Annotated in this window: 22 protein-coding genes; 6 read left to right on the forward strand and 16 right to left on the reverse strand. The window is 65.2% G+C overall.

Annotated elements, in window-relative coordinates:
- Positions 1 to 134: 134 nt before the first annotated feature.
- The 10 genes from thrC to ffh all read right to left on the reverse strand — a co-directional run bounded on the left by thrC (position 135) and on the right by ffh (position 8,871).
- On the reverse strand, positions 135 to 1,544 hold the full coding sequence (gene thrC, locus F3I16_RS14595) for a threonine synthase (RefSeq protein WP_160494292.1): 1,410 nt from the start codon (positions 1,542 to 1,544) through the stop codon (positions 135 to 137).
- 12 nt (positions 1,545 to 1,556) lie between these two features.
- The gene (locus tag F3I16_RS14600) at positions 1,557 to 2,861 is read right to left on the reverse strand and encodes a homoserine dehydrogenase (RefSeq protein WP_160494293.1); all 1,305 of its coding nucleotides are present in this window, start codon (positions 2,859 to 2,861) and stop codon (positions 1,557 to 1,559) included.
- A gap of 112 nt (positions 2,862 to 2,973) precedes the next feature.
- A complete protein-coding gene (locus F3I16_RS14605; RefSeq protein ID WP_160494294.1) occupies positions 2,974 to 3,699 on the reverse strand; it encodes a DsbC family protein in 726 nt (241 codons plus the stop codon).
- Positions 3,700 to 3,795: 96 nt separating this feature from the next.
- Positions 3,796 to 4,692, reverse strand: coding sequence for a site-specific tyrosine recombinase XerD (gene xerD / locus F3I16_RS14610; RefSeq protein WP_160494295.1), 897 nt, complete (start codon positions 4,690 to 4,692; stop codon positions 3,796 to 3,798).
- Between the two features lie 92 nt (positions 4,693 to 4,784).
- Positions 4,785 to 5,210, reverse strand: a complete 426-nt coding sequence (locus tag F3I16_RS14615; protein ID WP_160494296.1) for an acyl-CoA thioesterase — start codon at positions 5,208 to 5,210, stop codon at positions 4,785 to 4,787.
- A gap of 145 nt (positions 5,211 to 5,355) precedes the next feature.
- Positions 5,356 to 5,706 carry a 50S ribosomal protein L19 gene (rplS, locus tag F3I16_RS14620; RefSeq protein ID WP_160494297.1) on the reverse strand — a complete coding sequence of 117 codons (351 nt, stop codon included), beginning with the start codon at positions 5,704 to 5,706 and terminating at the stop codon, positions 5,356 to 5,358.
- Between the two features lie 40 nt (positions 5,707 to 5,746).
- On the reverse strand, positions 5,747 to 6,490 hold the full coding sequence (trmD, locus tag F3I16_RS14625) for a tRNA (guanosine(37)-N1)-methyltransferase TrmD (protein WP_160488660.1): 744 nt from the start codon (positions 6,488 to 6,490) through the stop codon (positions 5,747 to 5,749).
- Between the two features lie 29 nt (positions 6,491 to 6,519).
- Positions 6,520 to 7,053 (reverse strand): ribosome maturation factor RimM, encoded by a 534-nt coding sequence (gene rimM / locus F3I16_RS14630; protein WP_160494298.1) that lies wholly within the window; start codon positions 7,051 to 7,053, stop codon positions 6,520 to 6,522.
- A gap of 5 nt (positions 7,054 to 7,058) precedes the next feature.
- Entirely contained in the window at positions 7,059 to 7,310 is a 252-nt protein-coding gene (rpsP, locus tag F3I16_RS14635; protein ID WP_160082185.1) for a 30S ribosomal protein S16, read from the reverse strand.
- A gap of 184 nt (positions 7,311 to 7,494) precedes the next feature.
- Entirely contained in the window at positions 7,495 to 8,871 is a 1,377-nt protein-coding gene (gene ffh / locus F3I16_RS14640; protein WP_160082187.1) for a signal recognition particle protein, read from the reverse strand.
- 139 nt (positions 8,872 to 9,010) lie between these two features.
- Here ffh and F3I16_RS14645 point away from each other — a divergent pair, with 139 nt between their 5' ends.
- Together F3I16_RS14645 and F3I16_RS14650 are read left to right on the forward strand one after the other, a co-directional pair.
- Complete coding sequence (locus tag F3I16_RS14645; protein WP_160488662.1) at positions 9,011 to 9,811, forward strand: inner membrane protein YpjD; 801 nt, start codon at positions 9,011 to 9,013, stop codon at positions 9,809 to 9,811.
- Positions 9,812 to 9,821: 10 nt separating this feature from the next.
- The gene (locus F3I16_RS14650) at positions 9,822 to 11,096 is read left to right on the forward strand and encodes an HlyC/CorC family transporter (protein ID WP_160494299.1); all 1,275 of its coding nucleotides are present in this window, start codon (positions 9,822 to 9,824) and stop codon (positions 11,094 to 11,096) included.
- Here F3I16_RS14650 and F3I16_RS14655 read toward each other — a convergent pair.
- The 5 genes from F3I16_RS14655 to F3I16_RS14675 all read right to left on the reverse strand — a co-directional run bounded on the left by F3I16_RS14655 (position 11,047) and on the right by F3I16_RS14675 (position 14,537).
- Positions 11,047 to 11,802, reverse strand: coding sequence for an SGNH/GDSL hydrolase family protein (locus tag F3I16_RS14655; RefSeq protein WP_160494300.1), 756 nt, complete (start codon positions 11,800 to 11,802; stop codon positions 11,047 to 11,049). The two genes, F3I16_RS14650 and F3I16_RS14655, sit on opposite strands and share 50 nt — an antisense overlap.
- The gene (gene purT, locus F3I16_RS14660; RefSeq protein ID WP_160494301.1) at positions 11,802 to 12,983 is read right to left on the reverse strand and encodes a formate-dependent phosphoribosylglycinamide formyltransferase; all 1,182 of its coding nucleotides are present in this window, start codon (positions 12,981 to 12,983) and stop codon (positions 11,802 to 11,804) included. The genes F3I16_RS14655 and purT overlap by 1 nt, the downstream gene beginning before the upstream one ends.
- Before the next feature lie 33 nt (positions 12,984 to 13,016).
- On the reverse strand, positions 13,017 to 13,223 hold the full coding sequence (locus F3I16_RS14665) for a DUF1289 domain-containing protein (protein WP_160494302.1): 207 nt from the start codon (positions 13,221 to 13,223) through the stop codon (positions 13,017 to 13,019).
- Positions 13,223 to 13,747 carry a gamma carbonic anhydrase family protein gene (locus F3I16_RS14670; protein WP_160494303.1) on the reverse strand — a complete coding sequence of 175 codons (525 nt, stop codon included), beginning with the start codon at positions 13,745 to 13,747 and terminating at the stop codon, positions 13,223 to 13,225. The genes F3I16_RS14665 and F3I16_RS14670 overlap by 1 nt, the downstream gene beginning before the upstream one ends.
- A gap of 181 nt (positions 13,748 to 13,928) precedes the next feature.
- Complete coding sequence (locus F3I16_RS14675) at positions 13,929 to 14,537, reverse strand: CoA pyrophosphatase (RefSeq protein ID WP_160082209.1); 609 nt, start codon at positions 14,535 to 14,537, stop codon at positions 13,929 to 13,931.
- Positions 14,538 to 14,672: 135 nt separating this feature from the next.
- Between F3I16_RS14675 and F3I16_RS14680 the strand changes: the two genes are divergently transcribed.
- Together F3I16_RS14680 and F3I16_RS14685 are read left to right on the forward strand one after the other, a co-directional pair.
- Positions 14,673 to 15,218, forward strand: a complete 546-nt coding sequence (locus tag F3I16_RS14680) for an NUDIX hydrolase (RefSeq protein ID WP_160494304.1) — start codon at positions 14,673 to 14,675, stop codon at positions 15,216 to 15,218.
- A 67-nt stretch (positions 15,219 to 15,285) separates the two neighbouring features.
- On the forward strand, positions 15,286 to 15,516 hold the full coding sequence (locus tag F3I16_RS14685; protein WP_160494305.1) for a DUF2789 domain-containing protein: 231 nt from the start codon (positions 15,286 to 15,288) through the stop codon (positions 15,514 to 15,516).
- Positions 15,517 to 15,521: 5 nt separating this feature from the next.
- Here the strand turns inward: F3I16_RS14685 and F3I16_RS14690 are convergent, their stop codons facing one another.
- Complete coding sequence (locus tag F3I16_RS14690; protein WP_160494306.1) at positions 15,522 to 16,442, reverse strand: hypothetical protein; 921 nt, start codon at positions 16,440 to 16,442, stop codon at positions 15,522 to 15,524.
- A gap of 198 nt (positions 16,443 to 16,640) precedes the next feature.
- Between F3I16_RS14690 and F3I16_RS14695 the strand changes: the two genes are divergently transcribed.
- Positions 16,641 to 17,144, forward strand: a complete 504-nt coding sequence (locus tag F3I16_RS14695) for a murein L,D-transpeptidase family protein (RefSeq protein WP_160488670.1) — start codon at positions 16,641 to 16,643, stop codon at positions 17,142 to 17,144.
- A 105-nt stretch (positions 17,145 to 17,249) separates the two neighbouring features.
- Entirely contained in the window at positions 17,250 to 17,579 is a 330-nt protein-coding gene (locus F3I16_RS14700; protein ID WP_160494307.1) for a hypothetical protein, read from the forward strand.
- Positions 17,580 to 17,585 lie beyond the last annotated feature (6 nt).

A 17,585-nucleotide genomic window follows, 5' to 3' on the forward strand; every position in this document is an offset into this window, starting at 1 on the left:
TTTGTGGGGCGGATTTATCCGCGATTTTCCTTGAGCCCATCGCGGCTGCAGCCACTCCTGCGGGAGAGATTGGCGCTTCGGCAGTGAAATAAAAAAGCCCCGCACTGGGCGGGGCTCCTTCTGCAGCAGCAGCCTTACAGCGGCTTGCCGCGGTTGCCGTGGGCGGCAACGAACTGCTGTACGGTCTGCAGGTCGTTGGCCAGCACGGTGCAACGCTCGTCGCGCTGGAACAGGTCGGCCAGGTGTGGCGGCAGCGCCGGAACCGCGTCGATACCGGCCTTCTCCACCGCTTCCGGGAACTTGACCGGGTGTGCGGTGCCCAGGGTGACCATGGGAATGGCCAGGCTGCGGCGGCATTCGCGGGCCGCGCGCACGCCGATGGCGGTGTGCGGGTCGAGCAGCTCGCCGCACTCGGCATACACCTCGGCGATGGTCTCGCAGGTTTCCTCGTCGTTCACCGCCAGCGAGTCGAACAGCTTGCGCGCCTCGGTCCAGCGGTCTTCCTCGACGCTGAAGCCGCCACCCTGCTTGAAGCTGTCCATCAGACCGGCAATGGCCGCGCCGTTGCGACCGTGCAGGTCGAACAGCAGACGTTCGAAGTTCGACGAGACCATGATGTCCATCGACGGCGACAGGGTCGGGTGCAGGGTGTCCTTCACATACTGGTTGCCGCTCATGAAGCGGTGCAGGATGTCGTTGCGGTTGGTCGCGACGATCAGCTGGCTGATCGGCAGGCCCATGTTGCGCGCCAGGTAGCCGGCGAAGATGTCGCCGAAGTTGCCGGTCGGCACCGAGAAGGCCACGGAGCGCGCCGGGCCGCCGAGCTGCAGGGCCGCGTGGAAGTAGTAGACGATCTGGGCCATGATCCGCGCCCAGTTGATCGAGTTGACCGCCACCAGGCGAGTGCCCTTGAGGAAGCCCTGGTCGGCGAAGCTGGCCTTGACCATCTCCTGGCAGTCGTCGAAGTTGCCTTCGATGGCGATGTTGTGGATGTTGTCGCCGAAGATGGTGGTCATCTGCCGGCGCTGCACCTCGGACACCCGGTTGTGCGGGTGCATGATGAAGATGTCGACGTTGTCGCAGGCCTTGCAGCCTTCGATCGCCGCCGAGCCGGTGTCGCCGCTGGTGGCGCCCATGATCACCACGCGCTCGTTGCGCTTGGCCAGCACATGGTCGAGCAGGCGGCCGAGCAGCTGCAGGGCGAAGTCCTTGAACGCCAGGGTCGGGCCGTGGAACAGCTCCAGCACCCACTCGTTGCCGTTGAGCTGGCGCAGCGGCGCCACGGCGTTGTGGGCGAACACGCCGTAGGTGTCCTCGAGGATCTTCTTGAAATCGGCATCGGCGATGCTGCCGGCGACGAACGGGCGCATCACCCGGAAGGCCAGCTCGTGGTACGGCAGGCCGGCCCAGGAGGCGATTTCTTCCTGGGTGAAGCGCGGCAGGTTTTCCGGCACGTAGAGGCCGCCGTCGCTGGCCAGGCCAGCCAGCAGCACGTCTTCGAAGTTGAGAGCCGGGGCCTGGCCGCGGGTACTGATATAACGCATGGTGTTCTTACCTCAGACCAGTTGTTCGACGCGGATACGCACCACGCTGCCGACCACGTCGCTCAGCGCTTCCAGCGCGGCGATGGCGTCGTTGACGCGGGACTCGACCACCCGGTGGGTGACCAGAATCATCGGCACCAGGCCGTCGTGCTCCTCGGCTTCCTTCTGCATGATCGATTCGATATTGATGCCGCGCGCCGAGAGGATGCTCGCCACCTGGGCCAGCACGCCCGGATGGTCCTTGGCCTGGATGCGCAGGTAGTAGGCGCTCTCGCACTCCTCGATCGGCAGGATCGGGTGGTCGGACAGCGAATCCGGCTGGAACGCCAGGTGCGGCACGCGGTTTTCCGGGTCGCTGGTCATCGCGCGAACCACGTCGACCAGGTCGGCGACCACCGAGGAGGCGGTCGGCTCCATGCCGGCACCGGCGCCGTAGAACAGGGTGCTGCCGGCCGCGTCGCCATTGACCATCACCGCGTTCATCACGCCGTTGACGTTGGCGATCAGGCGATCGGCCGGGATCAGGGTCGGGTGCACGCGCAGCTCGAAGCCGTCATCGGTGCGGCGGGCCACGCCGAGGTGCTTGATGCGGTAGCCCAGGGCCTCGGCGTAGTTCACATCGGCGCTGGTCAGCTGGCTGATGCCTTCGGTGTAAGCCTTGTCGAACTGCAACGGGATGCCGAAGGCGATGGAGGCGAGGATGGTCAGCTTGTGTGCGGCGTCGATGCCTTCGACGTCGAAGGTCGGGTCGGCTTCGGCGTAGCCGAGGGCCTGAGCCTCTTTCAGCACGTCGGAGAAGGCCCGGCCTTTCTCGCGCATCTCGGTGAGGATGAAGTTGCCGGTACCGTTGATGATGCCGGCCAGCCAGTTGATGCGGTTGCCGGCCAGGCCCTCGCGGATCGCCTTGATCACCGGGATGCCACCGGCCACGGCCGCTTCGAAGGCGACGATGACGCCCTTCTCGCGGGCCTTGGCGAAGATCTCGTTGCCGTGCACGGCGATCAGCGCCTTGTTGGCGGTGACCACATGCTTGCCGTTCTCGATGGCCTTGAGCACCAGCTCGCGAGCCAGGGTGTAGCCACCGATCAGCTCGATGACCACATCGATGTCCGGATTGTTGGCCACATCGAAAATGTCGGCGGTAATGGGGGTCGTACCGGTCATGCATTTCGGGTTGGCTCGACGTGCGGCAATCTGCGCGACTTCGATTCCACGCCCGGCACGGCGGGCAATCTCCTCGGCGTTGCGTTGAAGCACATTGAAGGTGCCGCCACCGACGGTACCCAGCCCACAGATGCCTACTTTGACCGGTTTCACTCTGTTTTCCCCATCTGCACTGCGTAAAACGGCCGGGGCAAGCCCCAGCCGCATAAAAGAGCCGCACATTACGAAGCGGCTCCCTATTAGTCAATCAACTAGCAGGCCCGGATTACTTGGCCTCCAGGGCGATCTTGGCCAGCTCGGGAGCCGGCTTGTAGCCCGGGATCAGCTGCCCGTTGGCCAGAACGATGGCCGGCGTACCGTTCACTCCGATCATCTGGCCCAGCTCGAACTGCTTGAGCACCGGGTTCTCGCAGCTGGCGGCCGGCAGTTGCTCGCGCATCTTGGCCTTGTTCATGGCCTCCTGACGGTCCTCGGCACACCAGACGCTGACCAGGCTGTTGTAGCCGTGGGAGCCCGGTCCCTGGCGCGGGAAGGCGACATAGCGCACTTCGACGCCGCGCCGGTTCAGCTCCGGCACTTCGCTGTGCAGCTTCTGGCAGTAGCCGCAGTCGGTGTCGGTAAACACGGTGATATGGGTCTGCGCCGGCTTGGCCGGGAAGATCACCATCTCGGAGCGTGGAATGGCGTTGATCAGCTTGGCGATGCCCTTGCTCTCGGCCATGGCCGTCAGGTTCACCGCGTCGCCGTTGCGGAACTGGTACAGGCTGCCCTGCAGGAGGAACTGGCCGTCGGCGCTGGCGTAGAGCAGGCGCCCGCCCTTCAGGTGCACCTGATACAGGCCGGGCATGGGGCTTTCGGCAATCGCCTCGATCGGCAAGTCCGGCTGCAGCTTGCTGAAGGTCTCGCGAATGGCCTGGTCGGGATCGGCGGCCTGGGCAACGGCCGCGGCAAGGCCCAGTGCCGCACCAGCGAGAAGGCGGAAAATACGCATGGGTCACTCCTGTCGATAATCGCTAAAGCCTAACACAGAAGGTCTGGCGAACCGACCGCAGACGCCGGGCGGAAAAAACCGCTGACGAGCCGGCCACTAGCCGCGCGGATGGTGGCGGGCGTGCAGCTCCTGCAGGCGTGCGCGGGCGATATGAGTGTAGATCTGCGTGGTCGACAGGTCGCTATGGCCGAGCAGCATCTGCACCACGCGCAGATCGGCGCCGTGGTTGAGCAGGTGAGTGGCGAAGGCATGGCGCAGGGTGTGCGGCGACAGCGGCTTGGCGATCGCGGCCACCCGCGCCTGCAGCTTGATCCGGTGCCAGAAGGTCTGCCGGGTCATCTGCTCGCCGCGCAGGCTGGGGAACAGCACGTCGCTCGGCTTGCTGCCCAGCAACAGCGGGCGCGCCTCGCGCACATAGCGTTCGATCCAGGCAATCGCCTCCTCGCCCATCGGCACCAGGCGCTCCTTGCTGCCCTTGCCGAACACGCGCAGCACGCCCTGACGCAGATTGACCTGCTCCTGGGTCAAGGACACCAGTTCGCTCACCCGCAGGCCGCAGGCATACAGCACTTCGAGCATGGCGCGGTCGCGCAGGCCGAGCGGGTCATCCAGCTCCGGCGCCGCCAGCAGCGCCTCGACATCCGCCTCGGACAGCGACTTGGGCAACGGCCGGCCGAGCTGCGGCAGGTCGACCTGCAGGGTCGGGTCCTCGGCTATCAGGCCTTCGCGCAGCAGGTAGCGGTAGAAGCCGCGCAGGCCGGAGAGAAAGCGCGCCGTGGAGCGCGCCTTGTAGCCTTCGGCCAGGCGCCAGGCCAGGTGGTCGAGGATGATCTCGCGCCCGGCACCCGGCAGTTCCAGGCCACGCGCCTGCAACCAGACGTGAAAATGCCCGAGGTCACTGCGATAGGCATCGCGGGTGTGCGCCGACAGGCCCTTTTCCAGCCACAGGGCATCGAGGAAACGGTCGATCAGCGGGTGGTCGAGAATCGGCATGCACGGGGCTTCGCGAATAACAGGGCCGCTAGTGTTCCATAGCCGGGCCGCCGGTCACCAGTAGCGGGGTCTGGCAGCCCGCGCCATCCGGCTTAGGCCGAAGGGTTCTCGGCAAATCCCGGCAGCAGCGGGATCGGCTTCTTGTCCTCGCCCACGGCGACAAAGCTGAACACCCCGCTGACCGCCTTCTCGCGGCCATCGCTGTACATGCTTTCCACGTAGAGGTTCACCTCGACCTTGAGGCTGGTGGTGCCGACCTTGATCACCCGGCCGACCAGCTCGACGATGGAGCCGGCCGGAATCGCATGCTTGAAGTCGATGCGGTCGCTGGACACTGTCACCAGCGGCAGACGACAGAAGCGCGTGGCGGCGATGAACGACACCTCGTCCATCCAGGCCAGCGCCGTGCCGCCGAACAGGGTGTTGTGGTGGTTGGTGGTGGGCGGGAACACCGCCTTGGTCACGCTGGTTACCGACAGTTCGGTACGACGCTGGATCTCTTGCTCTCTGGGGCTCATGCCACTACTACCTGATGACTTGCGTGGCGCCCGATGCCCCGCGCACCTCGGCCTGCAGTTGGCCGCGCTCACGCCGGATGGGGAAATTGCGGGCAAGAAAAAAGCAGCCCTCGGGCTGCTTTTTTCATGCAGGAGAACCGTCCGATCAGGACAGTTTTTCCTTGATGCGCGCTGCCTTGCCGGACAGGTCGCGGAGGTAGTACAGCTTGGCTTTGCGCACGTCACCGCGACGCTTGACGGCCAGGCTGTCGACCAGCGGGCTGTAGGTCTGGAAGGTACGCTCTACGCCAACGCCGTTGGAGATCTTGCGAACAGTGAAGGCACTGTTCAGACCACGGTTGCGCTTGGCGATAACCACGCCTTCGAAAGCCTGCAGACGGGAACGGTCGCCTTCCTTCACTTTCACCTGAACGACAACGGTGTCGCCCGGGGCAAAGGTCGGGATCTCTTTGTTCATCTGCTCGGCTTCGAGCTGCTGAATGATCTTGTTGGTCATGCTGTGCTCCTAAGACAAACCACGGTTTGTCATCGATACGTTAACTATCGTCCCGCTGGCGGATGTATTCCTCCAGCAGCTTTTTTTCTTCTCCAGAAAGCGAGCGGCTATCCAGAAGATCGGCGCGGCGTTCCCAGGTCCGACCAAGGGACTGCTGCAAACGCCAGCGCCGGATGTGTTCGTGGTTGCCACTAAGCAACACGTCAGGAACACGTTTTCCCGCATACACCTCCGGGCGGGTGTAGTGCGGACAGTCGAGCAGGCCGTCACTAAACGAGTCCTCCTCGGCCGAGTCTGCATGGCCCAATGCACCGGGCAGCAAGCGCGTCACCGCATCGATCAGGACCATCGCCGGCAGCTCGCCACCGGAGAGTACGTAGTCGCCGATCGACCATTCCTCATCGACATGCTCTTCGATGAAGCGCTCGTCGATACCTTCGTAGCGACCCGCGATGAGGATCAACGCCTCTTCGCCGGCCAGCTCACGCACTGCCGGCTGGTTAAGCTGGCGGCCTTGCGGCGACAGGTAGATCACCTTCGCCTGCGCTCCGGCCGATGCCTTGGCCGCAGCCAGGGCGCCTTCCAGAGGCTTGATCTTCATCACCATTCCGGGGCCGCCACCGAAGGGGCGATCGTCCACGGTCTGGTGCCGGTCATCGGTGAAATCGCGCAGGTAGTGGCAGTTCAACTGCAACAGACCCTGCTTCACCGCACGACTGGTAATGCCGTACTGGCTGATGGCGGCAAACATCTCCGGGAAGATGCTGATGACTTCAACGCGCATGGCACTCGCTCGCACAAGAGCCTGACAGCTCAGAAATCGGCATCCCAATCGACCTGCATTTCGCCGGCCGCCAGATCCACCTTGAGTACGCACTGCGCCGTATAGGGCAACAGGCGTTCGCGATCATCCAAGCTGCCCGCACAGGGCTTGACCACCATCACATCGTTGGCGCCGGTCTCCAGCAGATGATCGATCTTGCCGAGCAGTTGCCCGAGCTGATCGATGACCTTGAGACCTTCGAGCTGGTACCAGTAGAACTCGTCTTCAGCCAGATCCGGCAGCAAAGCCCGCGGCACACAAATGTCGAAGCCCGCGAAGGTACGTGCCACTTCGCGGTCATCGAGGCCTTTGAGCTTTGCCACCAGGACCTTGCCTTGCAAGCGCCCGCTGACCAACTCAACCTGTTTGACTTCGCCGTCGCGCCGGAGCGTCCACTGCGGATAGTCGAGCAGGTTGTCAATCGGATCGGTGAAGGAATAAATCTTCACCTCGCCACGTACGCCGTGCACCGAAGTGATCTTGCCGAGAACGATCAGGTCCTCGGCGGTCGGCGTCGTGGTCATAGTACTCAGGCAGCGGCCTTGGCAGCGTCCTTGAGCAGCTGAGCAACACGCTCAGACGGCTGGGCGCCTTGGCTCAGCCAGTAAGTGACGCGCTCCTGGTTAACAGAAAGCTTCACTTCACCACCGGTGGCGATCGGGTTGAAGAAACCCACGCGCTCAACGAAACGACCATCGCGCGCATTGCGGCTGTTGGTCACGGTCAGGTGGTAGAAGGGGCGCTTCTTGGAGCCGCCACGGGCAAGACGGATGGTTACCATGTGAACATCGTTCCTGTAGTCGGTGCTTGCAAAACTTAAAGGCACACTTTGAGGGCCTAGGCCCGAAAGGCCGCATATTCTAAGGATTATGCGGCCGTTTGCAAATCTCTTTTTGGTTCCGCCGGTCGGCGTCGCCCTGCAAGCCAGGCAGGGCGGCACTGTACGGCATTCGCAGGCACGCCGCTCAGAGCTTGGGCATGCCGCCGCCGGGCATCATCCCGCCCAGGCCACGCATCATCTTGGCCATGCCGCCCTTGGCGGTGAACTTCTTCATCATCTTCTGCATCTGCTTGTGCTGCTTGATCAGCCGCCCGACATCCTGCACCTGGGTGCCGGAGCCGAGGGCGATGCGGCGCTTGCGCGAGCCGCTGATGATGTCCGGATCACGGCGCTCGGCCGGGGTCATGGAGCAGATGATCGCATCCATCTGCTTGAACTGTTTCTCGGCCGCGCCCTGGGCGCCGCTCATCTGCGACAGGTTGACCCCGCCGATGGACGGCAGCTTGTCCATCAGGCCGCCCAGACCGCCCATGTTCTTCATCTGCTGCAGCTGGTCGCGGAAGTCTTCGAGGTCGAAGCCCTTGCCCTTCTTCAGCTTCTTGGTGAGCTTCTCGGCCTTCTCGCGGTCGAGGGTCTGCTCGGCCTGCTCGATCAGGCTGAGCACGTCGCCCATGCCGAGGATGCGCGAGGCGATGCGGTCCGGATGGAAGGGTTCGAGCGCGTCGCTCTTCTCGCCCATGCCGAGGAACTTGATCGGCTTGCCGGTGATGTGGCGCACGGACAGCGCGGCACCGCCACGGGCATCGCCGTCGACCTTGGTCAGGATCACTCCGGTCAGCGGCAGCGCGTCACCGAAGGCCTTGGCCGTGTTGGCGGCGTCCTGACCGGTCATGGCGTCGACCACGAACAGGGTCTCGGCCGGCTTGCTGGCCGCGTGCACGGCCTGGATCTCGGCCATCATCTCGGCGTCGATGGCCAGACGGCCGGCGGTGTCGACGATGACCACGTCGATGAACTTGAGCTTGGCCTCGGCAATCGCCGCCTGGGCGATTGCCACCGGCTGCTGGCTGCTGTCGGAGGGGAAGAAGGTCACGCCGATGTCGCCGGCCAGGGTTTCCAGCTGCTTGATCGCCGCCGGACGGTAGACGTCGGCCGAGACCAGCATCACCGTCTTCTTCTTGCGCTCCTTGAGGAAGCGCGCCAGCTTGCCGGCGGTGGTGGTCTTGCCGGCGCCCTGCAGGCCGGCCATCAGCACCACGGCGGGCGGGGTGACGGCGAGGCTGAGATCCTCGTTGGCCGCGCCCATCAGCTCTTCCAGCTCGGCGCGCACGATCTTCACAAAGGCCTGGCCCGGCGTCAGGCTCTTCGACACCTCGGTGCCGACCGCACGCTCCTTGACCTTGTTGACGAAGTCCTTGACCACCGGCAACGCGACATCGGCCTCGAGCAGGGCCATGCGCACTTCACGCAGGGTGTCCTTGATGTTGTCTTCGCTCAGCTTGGCCTTGCCGGTGACATGGCGCAGCGTCTGTGACAGGCGGTCGGTAAGGTTTTCGAACATGCGCGTTCCTTTCAGCGGTCTTGCGGCAGGTCGCGGAGTATAACCAAGTGTCCGAGCCGCCGACACCGCCAGCGGTCTTTCGGGGAGCGCTTCTTGTATGCCACACTCACGACCTTTAGGGCCCGCCTTACAAGGACTTATGTACCCTCTGCTGCCCAGCCTCGCTGCCGCCGCGCTGTATGCCGGCGCCACCGCCTACCAGGGTCTGCGCCTGGCCAAACGCGAAACGCCGAACCGGCGCCTGCTCGCCCTGCTCGTCACGCTCGCCCTGCTGCTCCACGGCGCCAGCCTGTTCGCCCAGCTGCATGCCACGCCAGGACTGACCCTCGACTTCTTCAATGCGGCCAGCCTGATCGCCTACGCGGTGATCCTGCTGACCCTGCTGGCCTGCCTGCGCATCCCGGTGGAAAACCTGCTGCTGGTACTGCTGCCGCTGGGCTGCCTGACCGTGCTGCTGGCGCAATTCCTGCCGGCCGGCACGCTCAACCCGATTAACGCGGCGCCGGGCATCCTCGCCCATATCCTGCTGTCGATCCTGGCCTACGGCCTGCTGACCATGGCGGTGTTCCAGGCCCTGCTGCTGCTGCTGCAGGATCACCAGCTCAAGCACAAGCACCCCTCCGGGCTGATCAAGAACTTCCCGCCGCTGCAGACCATGGAAAGCCTGCTGTTCGGCTTCCTCTGGGCCGGCTGGGGCCTGCTCTCGCTGTCGCTGCTGTCCGGCTGGCTGTTCGTCGACAACCTGTTCGCCCAGCACCTGGCGCACAAGACCCTGCTCTCCTGTTTCGCCTGGGTGGTCTTCGCCGTGCTGCTGTGGGGCCGCTACCAGCTCGGCTGGCGCGGGCACAAGGCGATCCGCTGGACCCTGGCCGGCTTCTGCCTGCTGATGCTGGCCTACTTCGGCAGCAAGCTGGTCCGCGAGTTCATCCTGCATATCTGAGGCATTGGCCGTGGCCGAGCTGCACCCCGGTTTTCTTCTTGGCCTGCTGGCCTTCCTGATCATGTGTTCGGCGTTCTTCTCCAGTTCAGAGACGGGCATCATCAGCCTCAACCGCTATCGCCTGCGCCACAAGGCCCGTGAAGGGCATCGCGGCGCCAAGCGGGCCAGCGAGTTACTCAGTCGCCCGGACCGGCTGCTCGGCACCATTCTGATCGGCAACAACTTCGTCAACATCCTCGCCTCGGCCATCGCCACCGTGCTGGCCATGCAGCTCTGGGGCGAAGCCGGCATCGCCATCGCCACGGTCGCCCTGACCATCGTCCTGCTGATCTTCGGCGAAATCACCCCCAAGACCCTGGCAGCCCTGCGCCCAGAGGCCATTGCCTACCCGGCAAGCCTGCCGCTGATGATCCTGCTCAAACTGTTCTATCCGCTGGTGGTGGCCCTCAACGCGATCAGCAACGTGCTGCTCCGCCTGTTCGGCATCGACCCCAGCACCCGCAGCAGCGACAGCCTGACCACCGAGGAACTGCGCAGCGTGGTGCGCGAGTCCGGCCACGCCCTGCCCGAGAGTCGGCAGAACATGCTGCTCGGCGTACTCGACCTGGAAACGGTATCGGTCAACGACGTCATGATCCCGCGCAACGAGATCATCGGCATCGACCTGGAGCACGATCTCAGCGAAGTCGTCGAGCTGCTGCAGAACACCCGCCACACGCGCCTGCCGGTGTACCGCCAGGACATCAACCAGATCGAAGGCATGGTCCATATGCGCCACCTGGCGCGCCTGCTGACGCACAACCAGCTGACTTTCGAAACCCTGCAGCAGGCCTGCCAGCCCGCCTACTTCGTGCCGGAAAACACCCCGCTGTCGACCCAGCTGCTGAACTTCCAGAAGGAAAAACGCCGCATGGGCCTGGTGGTCGACGAATATGGCGACGTGCTTGGCCTGATTACCCTGGAAGACGTACTGGAGGAAATCGTCGGCGACCTCAGTGGCCGCGACCAACAACAGCATGCCGATATCAGCCCCCAGGCCGACGGCAGCCAGATCATCGACGGCAGCGCCAATATCCGCGAACTGAACAAGCTGCTGGGCTGGCACCTGCCCAGCGAGGGGCCGAAAACCCTCAACGGCCTGATCACCGAAGTCCTGGAAAGCATTCCGGATTGCCCGGTATGCCTGCGCATCGGCCCTTACCGCCTGGAAATCCTCGAATCCAGCGAGAACCGGGTCAAACGCGTGCGCCTGTGGCAGACCCCGCCGGGCCGTTCCCAGCACTGAGCGCCAGCGCCAGCCCCTCACCCCAGACCCGGTAACCCAGCACCGACGGGTGATAGCCATCGCACGCCAGGTAATCGGCGGCGAACTCCAGCGCTAGGCGCTGATATTCCACCCCCTCCTCCAGGCAGACCCGGCGCAGATGGCGATCCATCAAGGACGCGCGCCAGCCCAGCAGCTTGCGTAGCAGCCAGGGCAAGGCACTGAAGTGCTCGATCGGCGGCACGCCGGTAAACGCCACCCGGCAACCAGCCGCCGCCAGGCTGCGACTCAGCCGGCGCAGGGAATCGTCCCAGGCCTGCAGCGAACTCAAGTGGGTGGTGTCATTCACCCCGAACACCAGCACGGCCAGGTCCGCCGGCTCGGCCAAGGCCTGGGGCAACAGACGCTGACAAGCCTGGGCGGCGGTGATGCCATTCTCGCCACAGGCGCGCCAGGCCACCGGACGCTGCAGGCGCACGCTCAGTGCCTGGGCCAGTTGCCCGGCCAGGGCCGCCTCCTGCAGCTCGACACCGACGCCGGCCACCGTGGACTCGCCCAGCAGCAGCAAGCGCAGCGGCGGCGCGCCATCGGCGCCAACCAGGCCGCTCTGGGCGCCCGCCGCGGGCGGCAGGCGCAATGCCGTGCGCCGCGCCCACAGCGCTTGCGGCAGCACCACCGGCAACAGCGCCAGGGTCAGTCCCCACCAGCCCAGCGCACGCAGGCGCATCACAGCTCGACGCGCACCGCCTGGGCGGCGCGAGTCGCCTTGGCGCGGGCCGCGTCGATGCTTTCATCACGGGCCAGGGCCACGCCCATGCGCCGCTGGCCGCTGACTTCCGGCTTGCCGAACAGGCGCAGGGCGGTATCCGCCTCGGCCAGGGCCGCACCGAGGTTGGCGAAGCTGACCTGCTGCGACTCGCCTTCGACCAGGATCACCGCCGACGCCGACGGCCCCAGCTGGCGAATCGCCGGGATCGGCAGGCCGAGAATGGCCCGCGCATGCAGGGCGAATTCGGACAGGTCCTGGGAAATCAGGGTGACCAGGCCGGTGTCGTGCGGGCGCGGGGAAATCTCGCAGAACCATACCTGATCGCCTTTGACGAACAGCTCCACGCCGAACAGACCGCGCCCGCCCAGCGATTCGGTGACCGCCAAAGCAATGCGCTCGGCCTCGGCCCGCGCCTTGGCGCTCATCGGCTGCGGCTGCCAGGATTCCTGGTAATCGCCCTTGACCTGACGATGCCCCACCGGCGCGCAGAAGGTGGTGCCGCCGCTATGGCGCACGGTGAGCAAGGCGATCTCGTAGTCGAAATCGATAAAGCCCTCCACGATGACTCTACCCTTGCCGGCGCGCCCGCCAGCCTGGGCGTAATCCCAGGCGACCTGCAGGTCGGCGGCGCTCTTCAGCACCGACTGGCCTTTGCCGGAAGAGCTCATGATCGGCTTGATCAGGCAGGGGAAGCCCAGTTTTTCTGTAGCCGCGCGGCACTCCTCCAGCGAGTCGGCGAAGAAATATGGCGAAGTCGGCAGGCCCAGTTCCTCGGCAGCCAGGCGGCGGATGCCTTCGCGGTTCATGGTCAGCTTGGCCGCACGCGCACTGGGAATCACGGTAAAGCCTTCGGCCTCCAGCTCGACCAAGGTGTCGGTGGCGATCGCCTCGATCTCCGGCACGATGTAGTGCGGCTGCTCCAGCTCGATCACCGCGCGCAGGGCGGCGCCGTCGAGCATGCTGATGACGTGGCTGCGATGCGCCACCTGCATGGCCGGGGCATTGGCATAGCGGTCGACGGCGATCACTTCGCAACCCAGGCGCTGCAGCTCGATCACCACCTCCTTGCCCAGCTCACCGGATCCACACAGCAGAACACGGGTAGCCGTCGGCGACAGCGGAGTACCGATACGGGGCATGCAAGAGTCCTCGTCAGAAAGGGAAACGGGTAGTTAGTGAGCGGCCGGCTGCTGGAGGAACAGACCGGCGGCGCGGGTACGCTCGACGCAACGGGCCAGCACCAGGCGGCGCTCGGCGTTGTCCATGCGCCCCCAGCGGGTGATCTCGTCAGCCGTGCGCTGGCAGCCGGTGCAGATGTCCTGCTCGTCCAGCGCGCAGATGCTCACGCAGGGCGACTTGACTGGACGCTCGGCCTCCATCAGGCCTCGTCCTCGGCCAGGTCGCGGGCATAGCGCTGGGCGTTGTGCACGTAGTGGGCGGCGCTACCTTCGAGCATCTTTTTCTGCTGCTCGGTCAGTTCGCGCACCACCTTGCCCGGGCTGCCCATGACCAGGCTGCCGTCGGGAATTTCCTTGCCCTCGGCGATCAGGCTGTTGGCGCCGATGATGCAGTGCTTGCCGATCTTGGCACCGTTGAGGATCACCGAGTTGATGCCGATCAGGCTGTAATCGCCGACCGTGCAGCCGTGCATCATCACGTTGTGGCCGACGGTGACGCCCTTGCCCAGGGTCAGTGGAAAACCCATGTCGGTGTGCATCACCGTGCCGTCCTGCACGTTGCTGTTCTCGCCGATATGGATCAACTCGTTGTCGCCGCGCAGCACCGCGCCGAACCAGACACTGGCACCCTGCTCCAGGCGCACCTTGCCGATCACCGCCGCAGTGGGGGCGATCCAGCTTTCGGGGTGAGCGTCGACGCGGGCATCGCCCAGGCGGTACTTCATGCTTAGTTCCTCAGAGCCTGATTTGTGATCTCGCGAGCTAGAGCCAGGCAAGGCGCTACGTTAGTAACAGCCTACGGCTGTTCAAAACGGCGAGGAAGCGGAGTTTACTAGTGGTAAATGAGCATTCCGAGCCTGTTTTTAACGCCGCATGGCCGACGCGCAGCAGATCACTAACAGGCTCTCACAGGCGAATGATCTTGACCGAGGGCTTGGGCGGCTGCTCCAGGTCGATGCCGGCATCGAACACCAGATTGACCAGCTCGACGATCATCACCGCCGTAAGACCCCAGATCTTGTAGTTGTCGTAGTGGTAGCAGGGCACGTACCAGCTGCGCCCTTCGTAATCGATGCGATGGGTGACCTCGCGCGGGTCGTCGCAGAAGAAGCGCAGCGGCACGGCGAACACCGCGGCGATCTCGTCGTCATTGGCGCGGTATTCGACGAAGTCCGGCACCACCCCGACATAGGGCGTGACCTTGATGCCGAAGCGCGATACCAGCGGGCTGAGCGGGCCGATCATCTCCACCAGGCCCGGCGGCAGGCCGACCTCTTCCTCGGCTTCGCGCAGGGCAGTGTGGATCAGGTCGCGGTCTTCCGGGTCGCGTCGACCACCGGGGAAGGCCACTTCGCCACCGTGGGTGGACAGGCCGCTGGCCCGCAGGGTCAGCACCAGCTCCGGCTCGTCGCTACGGGTAAGCGGCAACAAAACAGCCGCTTCGGGCAGGCGCTTGTCGGTCTCCAGAATGCGTGGCGTATGACTGCGCACGCGGTGGAGCAGCTCGTCGAGCATGGGTTGTTCTCGGTCTCTTCTTCTCTTTGGCATGATGGCATGAAAGCCCGCAGGCGCCCAAGCCCCGACCCGCGCAGACGGCTTGCCGCTGATGCCACTCTGGCGCCAAGATGGGCGAACCAGTGAGGAGGCGGCATGAAATTCTGCAGTCAATGTGGCAGCCCGGTGGAGCAGCGCATTCCGCTCGGCGACAACCGCCTGCGCTACGTCTGCCCGCAATGCCAGACCATCCACTACCAGAACCCGCGCATCGTCGCCGGCTGCCTGCCGGTGTGGGGCGAGCAAGTGCTGCTGTGCCGCCGCGCCATCGAACCGCGCCGCGGCTTCTGGACCCTGCCGGCCGGTTTCATGGAGAACGGCGAGACCATGGAACAGGCCGCCGCCCGCGAGACCCACGAGGAAGCCTGCGCGCGGGTGCGCGAGCTGAATCTCTATACCCTGTTCGACCTGCCGCACATCAGTCAGCTGTACGTGTTCTTCCGCGCCGAACTGGTCGACCTGGACTTCGCCGCCGGCGAGGAAAGCCTCGAGGTGCAGCTGTTCCACGAGCATGAGATCCCCTGGGGCGAGCTGGCCTTTCCGACCGTCGGGCGCACCCTGAAGTGCTACTTCGCCGATCGCCGCGCGCAGGTCTACCCGATCCGCAACGAAGGCATCGCCCCGCTGCGACCACCCACCTGAGCGCCGCTGGGCAGCTATAGTCCTTTCTGCCTATCCGCCATTGGCTCGACGCCTGACAGGAGGAACCATGGACACCAGCGACCACAGCCTGAGCACCCTGTTTCTGCAACTCGGCCTGCCCGCCGGCAAGGCCGCGATCGAGGCCTTTCTGCGCGAGCACCGACTGCCGGCCGGGATGACCCTGGCCCAGGCGCCGTTCTGGAATTCAGGGCAGGCCGCCTTTCTCCAGGAAGCCCTGGACGACGATTCGGACTGGGCGGAAATGGCCGACGAACTGGCCCTGCTGCTGTCCAGCTAGCCTGGCTAGCCGGGCAGCTCCAGCTCGAGGGACAGCAGGCTGGCGGCAATCCGCGGGTCGTCGGCATCGGTGACCAGGTTCAGCAGCAGGCGCTGGCCGCGCTGCTGCAGCGCCAGCCCCTCGACCTTCCATTGCGGCCCCAGGCTGGCCAGCCGGCGTATCCGGCCATCGGCCTCGACCAGGCCGAGCACCGCCCCCAGGCAGGCGCCATCCCGATAACTGTCGGCGGTGTTCTCCGCCACCGCACTGAACAGCCAGCGCCCGTCGGCCAGCGCCGCACCATCGGTAAAGCCCAGCGCCACCCCGCCCAGCTCCCCCAGCACCAAGGTTTGTACGAGCTGCGGCAGTGGCGCTGCGGCCTGGCCGAGCAGCCAGGCCTGCACGGCCGGCCAGGCAAAATGCACCGCCGCATTGCCGGCCTGGCCCTGATTGCCGCGCTGCAGCAGGAGCAACTGCTGGCCGAGGACGAAGGCGCCCTCGATGTTCAGGTCGGCGAACTGCAGGTGCAGGGCGGCGTACAGGGGCGCCAGGTCGATCAGGCGCGGCGCGCCCTGCACGGCCCCCTGTTCATCCAGGGCCAGCAGCAGCGCCTGCTGGCGGTTCGGCCTGGAGCCCGAGCCCAGCGCCAGCAATGCCCCCTGCGCGTAGCCGGGCATGGCCGGCAGCAACGCCAGCGCCTCAAGGTCGGGCTTGGCCGCCTTGCGTTCGGCCGGGGCGTCGGGCAACTCGCCGGGAAACAGGCGCAGCAACTGCCCGGGCGCGCCATCGTCGGCGCAGAACACCCCCAGGTGCAGCTCGTCGTCGGCCACCACGTAGAGGTAGCCGGCGCAGCGCACCAGGGCACTGGCGGCACTCAGGTGCGCACGGCCGGTCGGGTGCTGGCCCGGGGCAAGGTGCAAGTCACGCAGGTGGCGCAGATCGTTCATGGCCAATGTTCTTCCCTGTGGCGGTTGATGGCGCCGATCAGAGCAGGCCATCGGCGAGCTGTCGAGCCATTTGCGCGCGCCGCCAGGCGGGCGCGACCGGCAATCCCCCGAGGATTGAACATCGGCGCCGGCATAGGCAGACTCTCGCCCCATAACAACCTGTTCGCTCAGGCCACAGAAACGCTCTGGAACATCGCAATGCGCTGGTTGCTCGCCGCCCTCTGTCTTTCCCTCGTCAGCCTCGCCAACGCCTCGACGGCCCCCACCCTGCGCGGCAAGCCAATCGACAAGGTGCTGGTGGTCAAGTCCGAACGCAAGCTGCACCTGATCGGCCGCGGCGAAGTGCTCAAGTCCTACCGCGTATCGCTCGGCAAGCAGCCCAAGGGCGCCAAGCTGCGCGAAGGCGACAGCCGCACGCCGGAAGGCTTCTACTGGATCGACTGGCGCAAGACCAGCGAGAAGTACAACCTGTCGATGCACATCTCCTACCCCAATGCCCGCGACGCCGCCAACGCGCGCAAGAAAGGCGTGCCGCCCGGCGGCATGATCATGATCCACGGCACCCCTCTGGACGCCGAATACCCCGAGTGGTACTTCCACACCCTCGACTGGACCGAGGGCTGCATCGCCATGAAGAACGCCGACATGCGCGAGATCTGGAGTCTGGTCAAGGACGGCACGCTGATCGAGATCCGCCCCTAGCTGCCCCTGCTTCACCCGCGGGCGCCTTGCGCTCGCCCGGCCGACACTTGAAGCGCCAGCCGTTCTCCACGATCATGCCCGCCCCACATGGATCAGGACCCGCACATGGAACAGCAACAGCAGCACTCAGGGCTCGGCATCGCCTCGTTCACCATCAGCATCGTCTGCGCCATTCTGCTGTTCCTGCTGTTCCTGATCGCCGGTGTGATGGAAGCCTCGACCCCGGGCGGGATCGACGAGGAGTCGGTCGAGGCCGTGATGCTCGGCCTGTTCATCATCTTCCTGCTGTTCCTCAACCTGCTGGCCATCGGCCTGGGCATCGGCGGCCTGTTCCAGACCGAGCGCAAGAAGATCTTCGCCATCCTCGGCAGCATCTTCGCCGCACTGACCACCCTGCTCGCGGTGCTGCTGATGATCATCGGCAACGCCATGTGAAGGAAA

It is taken from the genome of Pseudomonas sp. L-22-4S-12 (assembly GCF_009799935.1).
In the GTDB taxonomy this organism is placed as follows: Bacteria; Pseudomonadota; Gammaproteobacteria; order Pseudomonadales; family Pseudomonadaceae; genus Aquipseudomonas.

Coding starts and splice junctions, on each gene's coding strand:
- thrC (WP_160494292.1), bottom strand. CDS start 1,544: ATGCGTTATATCAGTACCCGCGGCCAGGCCCCGGCTCTCAACTTCGAA.
- F3I16_RS14605 (WP_160494294.1), bottom strand. CDS start 3,699: ATGCGTATTTTCCGCCTTCTCGCTGGTGCGGCACTGGGCCTTGCCGCG.
- xerD (WP_160494295.1), bottom strand. CDS start 4,692: ATGCCGATTCTCGACCACCCGCTGATCGACCGTTTCCTCGATGCCCTG.
- F3I16_RS14615 (WP_160494296.1), bottom strand. CDS start 5,210: ATGAGCCCCAGAGAGCAAGAGATCCAGCGTCGTACCGAACTGTCGGTA.
- rplS (WP_160494297.1), bottom strand. CDS start 5,706: ATGACCAACAAGATCATTCAGCAGCTCGAAGCCGAGCAGATGAACAAA.
- trmD (WP_160488660.1), bottom strand. CDS start 6,490: ATGCGCGTTGAAGTCATCAGCATCTTCCCGGAGATGTTTGCCGCCATC.
- rimM (WP_160494298.1), bottom strand. CDS start 7,053: ATGACCACGACGCCGACCGCCGAGGACCTGATCGTTCTCGGCAAGATC.
- rpsP (WP_160082185.1), bottom strand. CDS start 7,310: ATGGTAACCATCCGTCTTGCCCGTGGCGGCTCCAAGAAGCGCCCCTTC.
- ffh (WP_160082187.1), bottom strand. CDS start 8,871: ATGTTCGAAAACCTTACCGACCGCCTGTCACAGACGCTGCGCCATGTC.
- F3I16_RS14645 (WP_160488662.1), top strand. CDS start 9,011: ATGTACCCTCTGCTGCCCAGCCTCGCTGCCGCCGCGCTGTATGCCGGC.
- F3I16_RS14655 (WP_160494300.1), bottom strand. CDS start 11,802: ATGCGCCTGCGTGCGCTGGGCTGGTGGGGACTGACCCTGGCGCTGTTG.
- purT (WP_160494301.1), bottom strand. CDS start 12,983: ATGCCCCGTATCGGTACTCCGCTGTCGCCGACGGCTACCCGTGTTCTG.
- F3I16_RS14665 (WP_160494302.1), bottom strand. CDS start 13,223: ATGGAGGCCGAGCGTCCAGTCAAGTCGCCCTGCGTGAGCATCTGCGCG.
- F3I16_RS14670 (WP_160494303.1), bottom strand. CDS start 13,747: ATGAAGTACCGCCTGGGCGATGCCCGCGTCGACGCTCACCCCGAAAGC.
- F3I16_RS14675 (WP_160082209.1), bottom strand. CDS start 14,537: ATGCTCGACGAGCTGCTCCACCGCGTGCGCAGTCATACGCCACGCATT.
- F3I16_RS14680 (WP_160494304.1), top strand. CDS start 14,673: ATGAAATTCTGCAGTCAATGTGGCAGCCCGGTGGAGCAGCGCATTCCG.
- F3I16_RS14685 (WP_160494305.1), top strand. CDS start 15,286: ATGGACACCAGCGACCACAGCCTGAGCACCCTGTTTCTGCAACTCGGC.
- F3I16_RS14690 (WP_160494306.1), bottom strand. CDS start 16,442: ATGAACGATCTGCGCCACCTGCGTGACTTGCACCTTGCCCCGGGCCAG.
- F3I16_RS14695 (WP_160488670.1), top strand. CDS start 16,641: ATGCGCTGGTTGCTCGCCGCCCTCTGTCTTTCCCTCGTCAGCCTCGCC.
- F3I16_RS14700 (WP_160494307.1), top strand. CDS start 17,250: ATGGAACAGCAACAGCAGCACTCAGGGCTCGGCATCGCCTCGTTCACC.